This is a genomic window from Exiguobacterium sp. N4-1P (genome assembly GCF_002214325.1).
Genome location: NZ_CP022236.1, coordinates 3008346 through 3015119, shown reverse-complemented (window position 1 = coordinate 3015119; position 6774 = coordinate 3008346). Strand labels below are relative to the sequence as shown.

Here is a 6774-nt window from a genome sequence, read left to right as displayed (position 1 = left end):
CACTCGCACCTTGAAAACTGAAGACATCAACAAGACATCAAATTTTTATAACCATGTCATTAGACGTGTGTTCTTAGAATACCAAAATGCTAGATCAAGGTATGAAGGGCGTACGGTGGATGCCTTGGCACTAGGAGCCGATGAAGGACGCGACGAACAGCGATATGCTTCGGGGAGCAGTAAGTATGCTTTGATCCGAGGATTTCCGAATGGGGGAACCCACCATCCGTAATGGGATGGGACATGTTACGTGAATACATAGCGTAGCGTGAGGCAGACCCGGGGAACTGAAACATCTAAGTACCCGGAGGAAGAGAAAGCAAATGCGATTCCCTGAGTAGCGGCGAGCGAAACGGGAACAGCCCAAACCGGAGAGCATGCTCTCCGGGGTTGTAGGACACTCTATACGGAGTCAAAAAGGAAGACAGTAGGTGAACGACCTGGAAAGGTCGGCCGAAGAAGGTGACAGCCCTGTAGCTGAAACTGTTTTCCCTCCAGAGTGGATCCTGAGTACGGCGGGACACGTGAAACCCCGTCGGAATCCGGGAGGACCATCTCCCAAGGCTAAATACTCCCTAGTGACCGATAGTGAACCAGTACCGTGAGGGAAAGGTGAAAAGCACCCCGGAAGGGGAGTGAAATAGATCCTGAAACCGTATGCCTACAAGTAGTCAGAGCCCGTTAATGGGTGATGGCGTGCCTTTTGTAGAATGAACCGGCGAGTTACGATAGCGCGCGAGGTTAAGCTGATGAGGCGGAGCCGTAGCGAAAGCGAGTCTGAATAGGGCGCACGTAGTGCGTTGTCGTAGACCCGAAACCAGGTGATCTACCCATGTCCAGGATGAAGGTCAGGTAACACTGACTGGAGGTCCGAACCCACGCACGTTGAAAAGTGCGGGGATGAGGTGTGGGTAGCGGTGAAATGCCAATCGAACCTGGAGATAGCTGGTTCTCCCCGAAATAGCTTTAGGGCTAGCCTCGAGGTTGAGAGTTCCGGAGGTAGAGCACTGATTGGACTAGGGGCCCCCACAGGGTTACCGAATTCAGTTAAACTCCGAATGCCGGCAACTTATACTCGGGAGTCAGACTGCGAGTGATAAGATCCGTAGTCAAGAGGGAAACAGCCCAGACCGCCAGCTAAGGTCCCAAAGTGTATGTTAAGTGGAAAAGGATGTGGCGCTGCCTAGACAGCTAGGATGTTGGCTTAGAAGCAGCCACCATTCAAAGAGTGCGTAATAGCTCACTAGTCGAGTGGCGCCGCGCCGAAAATGTAACGGGGCTAAACATACCACCGAAGCTGCGGATTCCGTAAGGAATGGTAGGGGAGCGTTCCAAACCGCTGTGAAGCTGTACCGGAAGGAGCAGTGGAGCGTTTGGAAGTGAGAATGCCGGTGTGAGTAGCGAAAAGAGGGGTGAGAATCCCCTCCGTCGAAAGCCCAAGGTTTCCTGAGGAAGGCTCGTCCGCTCAGGGTTAGTCTGGACCTAAGCCGAGGCCGAAAGGCGTAGGCGATGGATAACAGGTTGATATTCCTGTACCACCGATCCACCGTTTGAACAATGGGGGGACGCAGGAGGATAGTGACGCATGCGGATGGAAGTGCATGTGTAAGTTTCGAGATCGTCTGATTGGCAAATCCGTCAGGCACCAAGATCGAGGAACGACGCGGAGTCCCCTAGGGACGAAGGTCACGATTTCACACTGCCAAGAAAAGCCTCTAGTGAGGTGGAAGGTGCCAGTACCGTAAACCGACACAGGTAGGCGGGATGAGAATTCTAAGACGCGCGGGATAACTCTCGTTAAGGAACTCGGCAAAATGGTCCCGTAACTTCGGGAGAAGGGACGCTCTACATGAGTAGAGCCGCAGTGAATAGGCCCAAACGACTGTTTAGCAAAAACACAGGTCTCTGCTAAATCGCAAGATGACGTATAGGGGCTGACGCCTGCCCGGTGCTGGAAGGTTAAGGGGATGGGTTAGCGCAAGCGAAGCTTTGAACCGAAGCCCCAGTAAACGGCGGCCGTAACTATAACGGTCCTAAGGTAGCGAAATTCCTTGTCGGGTAAGTTCCGACCCGCACGAAAGGCGTAACGATTTGGGCACTGTCTCAACGAGAGACCCGGTGAAATCATAGTACCTGTGAAGATGCAGGTTACCCGCGACAGGACGGAAAGACCCCATGGAGCTTTACTACAGCCTGATATTGAGGCTTTGTGCATGATGTACAGGATAGGCGGGAGACGTCGAGACCGGAGCGCCAGCTTCGGAGGAGTCACCCTTGGGATACCGCCCTTCATGCATAGAGTCTCTAACTCGCAGCCGTAATCCGGCTGGAGGACCGTGTCAGGCGGGTAGTTTGACTGGGGCGGTCGCCTCCTAAACAGTAACGGAGGCGCCCAAAGGTTCCCTCAGAATGGTTGGAAATCATTCGTAGAGCGCAAAGGCAGAAGGGAGCTTGACTGCGAGACCTACAAGTCGAGCAGGGACGAAAGTCGGGCTTAGTGATCCGGTGGTTCCGCATGGAAGGGCCATCGCTCAACGGATAAAAGCTACCCTGGGGATAACAGGCTGATCTCCCCCAAGAGTCCACATCGACGGGGAGGTTTGGCACCTCGATGTCGGCTCATCGCATCCTGGGGCTGGAGTAGGTCCCAAGGGTTGGGCTGTTCGCCCATTAAAGCGGTACGCGAGCTGGGTTCAGAACGTCGTGAGACAGTTCGGTCCCTATCCGTCGTGGGCGCAGGAAATTTGAGGAGAGCTGTCCTTAGTACGAGAGGACCGGGATGGACGCACCGCTGGTGTACCAGTTGTTCCGCCAGGAGCATCGCTGGGTAGCTACGTGCGGACGGGATAAATGCTGAAAGCATCTAAGCATGAAGCCCCCTCCAAGATGAGATTTCCCTTTGAGTAATCAAGAAAGACCCCTCAGAGACGATGAGGTAGATAGGTCACGGGTGGAAGCATGGTGACATGCGGAGCTGAGTGATACTAATCGGTCGAGGCCTTGTTCTAGCAGATGATTGCCCTTCTCGAGAAGGGCTTTCTCCGCCAATGTATAGCGAACCGGAGCGTCCTTTTTCACGATGACGGATAACCCTCGTTCCTGACAGAGTTGATCGCTCTCCTCACGGATCCGATGTAGGTCCTTCTTCGTGGACTGATACTTGCTGCCACTCTCGAAATTCACGGCATTGATGATGATGTGATTATGAATATGCTCCTTGTCCGTATGCGTGTAGATGACGGCTTCATGCCCTTTAGAGATGGCTCGAGCGAGTTCTTGTCCGATCTCGTTCGCTTGTTTGGCTGTCACTTCCCCTGGCTTAAAGGATTGAATGACATGGTGGGCTTGAATCCCGTCCGGTTTGCCCCATAATTCTCTCGTCGCCTTCATCTGAGACTTAGCATACTCTGGCGGACAATCGACCCCTGATCGTTCTTCTGCTCGTTTCTCGGCGTAAGAAATGAGTTTGTTGGCTACTTTTGTATTGCCGAGTTGAATTGTTGCCATATCTGATTCAACTCCTTCTGTATGTTTTCCAGTTCTTCTTTCGGTACTGATTTGCCCTCATTTGCGTGTTTGGTCATCTGATTTACGTTGTTCCCAATGGCACGCAATTGCCGGGCAATCTCAAATGCGCCCTCTCGATCAATCTTCGGTGGTCGCATTCTCGATCCTTGTGCCTGCTTTTTGACATAAGCCGGCACACTCATTTGAAAACTTTCTGCTATCTCAGAAAGTTTCTCAAATTCGGATTCACTCACTCGAAAATTGACCTGTCGGTTCTCTTTTCGGTTCGCCTTCACAACAACCGCCCCCTCTGAATACGTACGAATTATGCCTCGAAAGATGGACGAGTAAAATCCTTTTACTCGTCCATCTTATTCTATTCATAGAGGGGTTGGCAAGCTTCGTATTTGCTAGCCACTTTGTGTCGCACATACAGCTTGTCGGGGGTTTCCCCGAGCCCCTTTCTTCGGAAAAAAAATAGAAATTTAATCTGATGTATTTTTTCTCTTACGAAAAATGTTATATTTTTCATATATTTAAGAGAGAGGTGTGTTTTTTTGGAAAGTACGTTTACTTTACTTAATGCTGTATTTTATTTAATTACCATTCTGATTTTATTTAACGTTCTTTATTTAGTATTTTTAAAAGCAAAAATATCTGGATCGATATACATTGCGTTTAATTCACTAGTTCTGGCAGCAATAGTAGTGATTCTATTATTCAATTCAGGTTATTTAACTGATGAATTAAATTTATCTGGAAGTAGTGTTCCTTTTTATACAACTATAATTAGCGGGATATTAGCAATTGTATCCATTCCGTTGTCCTTAAAAAACAAATAAAAAAAGCGACTGATCAATTCAGTCGCTTTTTTTATTTGTTTTTATTTAGGGTTACAAGCCTTAGCCATTGTTGCAGGTAGACTAGTAGTAGTTCTGTGTGGTTCTAAATTCCAAGGAGTTTTTGCTTTTCCAGCACCAAGAACATGACAATGGAATTGGGCGCTCATGGCACTTGTATTCTTCCATTTTGAACTACTTGACCATTTAGCTTTTAAAAGTGAAAATGCATGACCTGCATGTGCCATTTTTATGTTGCCATTAGAAGTGATTAAGGGTGATTTTTTATCTGGATGTATGCTCAAAGAAACAACACCATCACGCGTAATCCAAGAAACTGAGTCGAAGTAATCTGAATATTTATAAGAATCTAATGAACCCGCAGCATATGTTGGACTACCCAATCCGCCGACTAAAAATCCTAGTAAAGCTAAACATGCAATAACCTTTTTTAATGCAGACATTCCAAATACCCCCAAAATTAATTTTTATGCCACCAAAATATAGTATAATAATTAAGGATAAGCAAGTTATCTTGGAATAAAGAGCCTTTTTTGAAAAAAAGAAGTTTTTAATAGCTAATTAAATTATATTTTTTTCATAAATCTTCTATTGGATATAGAATGTTTAAATTTCATATAGTAAATAATTCGAGGGATTTAAAGAATAAAAGAGTAAAATAAGGTGTTGTCAGAAAAAAAATAGAAGAGTAAAATAAGCAGTAACAAATTACGGACGAAAACACAAAAAACGCCACTTCTCCTATCTACTTGTCGCCAAACGAGTAGATGATCAACGAAGTGACGCTTTTGAATAGCGAGTGCACGAACACTCGTTATTGAATCGTTGAAGACACACAACACGTGGCTTCAACTAAGATGAACTTATCATACTAAGTAAACCTGAAACATTCAAGGTTTTAGTACAGAAAAAGGACATCATTCAGTAGCGAGTTTAAGAAACTTGCTACTGAATGATGTCCTTTTTGTTTTGCTTTACATAAAAAGAGGTTTGCACTCGCTCTTCAAACGAGTAGGTTCATCTAGCCGACGCAGTAAAATAGATCGGTCATTACCGCAGTTCCAGTAGGTGATGCGACGTTAGCAGGGGAAGGACGTAAAGCCCTGTACATAGCCTAAGTCCTCATAAGGATAGGGTAAAAATCGTTGAGAGGTTCAGACGGGGTCATATGGTACGAGACCGTAGGCAGTCCCACGACAAACGGTGGGGAATTTCCTAGTAGGCGGCTGTATGATTGCTGTGACACGACCTGATGTGGCTTCTGGCCACGTCAGAGTGGATTATATGACGAGTCGCCGAAAGGCAGCAAGGTAGGGCGTGGAAACGCCTTGTGTGCGCGATGATGCGCAGCGAGTCATATCGTGGGGGCGTGATTCCCCTGCAGTCTTGGAACGCCTAGACATACGGATACCTCGTCCTACACTGGACGCAGAAACGTTGGGCAGATTTAATCCTTTTATTTTCAAGGGGTTAGTCTGCCCATCCAGCCGTTTTCCTCGCCTTCCTACCGCAGTATGTACTTGCTCTTCTAGTGCATCAAGTCTTTTAGATTAAAAAAAGGAAAAGAAAATGCAGGAAAGATGAAGATCAACGACTGGAGAACATGTCGTGCGAGGAACGTTGAAGGAGGGAGCGAAGCGAGTCCATTCAATGTGACGCAGTACGCCAGCAAACGAAGTGAAGGCGTAAACGCCGAAAACGAAGTGCGGTAGTGATCTAGAAAAAATTTAATATAAAAAAGAAAGCCGAAGGGTTATTTGAACTTTCTCTTTTGTATTAGTGTTTTGATCTCTTGTGTTTATTTAATTCTTTTGCTGCATTGGATTTTTGTTTTTTAGTAGAACAGGGATCTTGTAAAATGCGACCTGCTTTACTGATTTTTGATCCTTTGTGTCGTGTCATGTTGTCACTCCTTTCTTGATAAAAAGAAGTACACTTGTTCTTAAATTTGTACTTTTAATTCACAATATAAAATGTTTCTTGTAAAGATTATTTTTGGGTCATATTTCAGTTTTAAACGCAAGATTGCGTGAAATGACAATTCCTCGCAACGATACGCTTGCTGCAGAGCCAAACACGAAAAAAAGGGGCAAATCCGCCCCTTTTCACAAACTTTTACTTTTTTTATGTTAATAAATTAATATTTGTACTGCATAAACCAAAGCGATTAATAATAGTAAACCAATCGTGTTTACTATTATTTTTTTTGGAAGAGAAATTTCAGAAGAGTACTTGAAAGTAGCTACATAAAGAGCAAAAACTGTTAAATAAAGCACAATAAACGATTCACTTACAGCGAAGATAATAGTCCCGATAATAACAATCATTGATATGACCATGTTGGCTTTACGGTCTGTAATCGTCTCGAACATGCTATCACTCCTTTGCTCAAGCATAATCAATTACA

General features: G+C 45.7%; 4 protein-coding genes, 1 rRNA gene and 1 pseudogene. 1 reads left to right on the top strand and 5 read right to left on the bottom strand.

The window, feature by feature from the left end:
- Nucleotides 1–92: 92 nt before the first annotated feature.
- Nucleotides 93–3008, top strand: a 23S ribosomal RNA gene (locus tag A0126_RS15360).
- Here A0126_RS15360 and A0126_RS19615 read toward each other — a convergent pair.
- From A0126_RS19615 to A0126_RS15340, 5 genes and pseudogenes are all read right to left on the bottom strand, one after another.
- Nucleotides 2995–3507: pseudogene (locus tag A0126_RS19615) on the bottom strand (relaxase/mobilization nuclease domain-containing protein); the annotation flags it as partial. The gene A0126_RS15360 and the pseudogene A0126_RS19615 sit on opposite strands and share 14 nt — an antisense overlap.
- Nucleotides 3474–3803: a MobC family plasmid mobilization relaxosome protein gene (locus A0126_RS15350; RefSeq protein ID WP_088838372.1), complete on the bottom strand. Its 330-nt coding sequence runs from the start codon at nt 3801–3803 to the stop codon at nt 3474–3476. The gene A0126_RS15350 and the pseudogene A0126_RS19615, both read right to left, overlap by 34 nt.
- Before the next feature lie 587 nt (nt 3804–4390).
- Nucleotides 4391–4810 carry a DUF2599 domain-containing protein gene (locus tag A0126_RS15345; RefSeq protein ID WP_088838371.1) on the bottom strand — a complete coding sequence of 140 codons (420 nt, stop codon included), beginning with the start codon at nt 4808–4810 and terminating at the stop codon, nt 4391–4393.
- Nucleotides 4811–6143: 1333 nt separating this feature from the next.
- Nucleotides 6144–6269 (bottom strand): hypothetical protein, encoded by a 126-nt coding sequence (locus A0126_RS19730; protein WP_255407420.1) that lies wholly within the window; start codon nt 6267–6269, stop codon nt 6144–6146.
- 227 nt (nt 6270–6496) lie between these two features.
- A complete protein-coding gene (locus tag A0126_RS15340; protein ID WP_088838370.1) occupies nt 6497–6739 on the bottom strand; it encodes a hypothetical protein in 243 nt (80 codons plus the stop codon).
- Between the last annotated feature and the right edge of the window lie 35 nt (nt 6740–6774).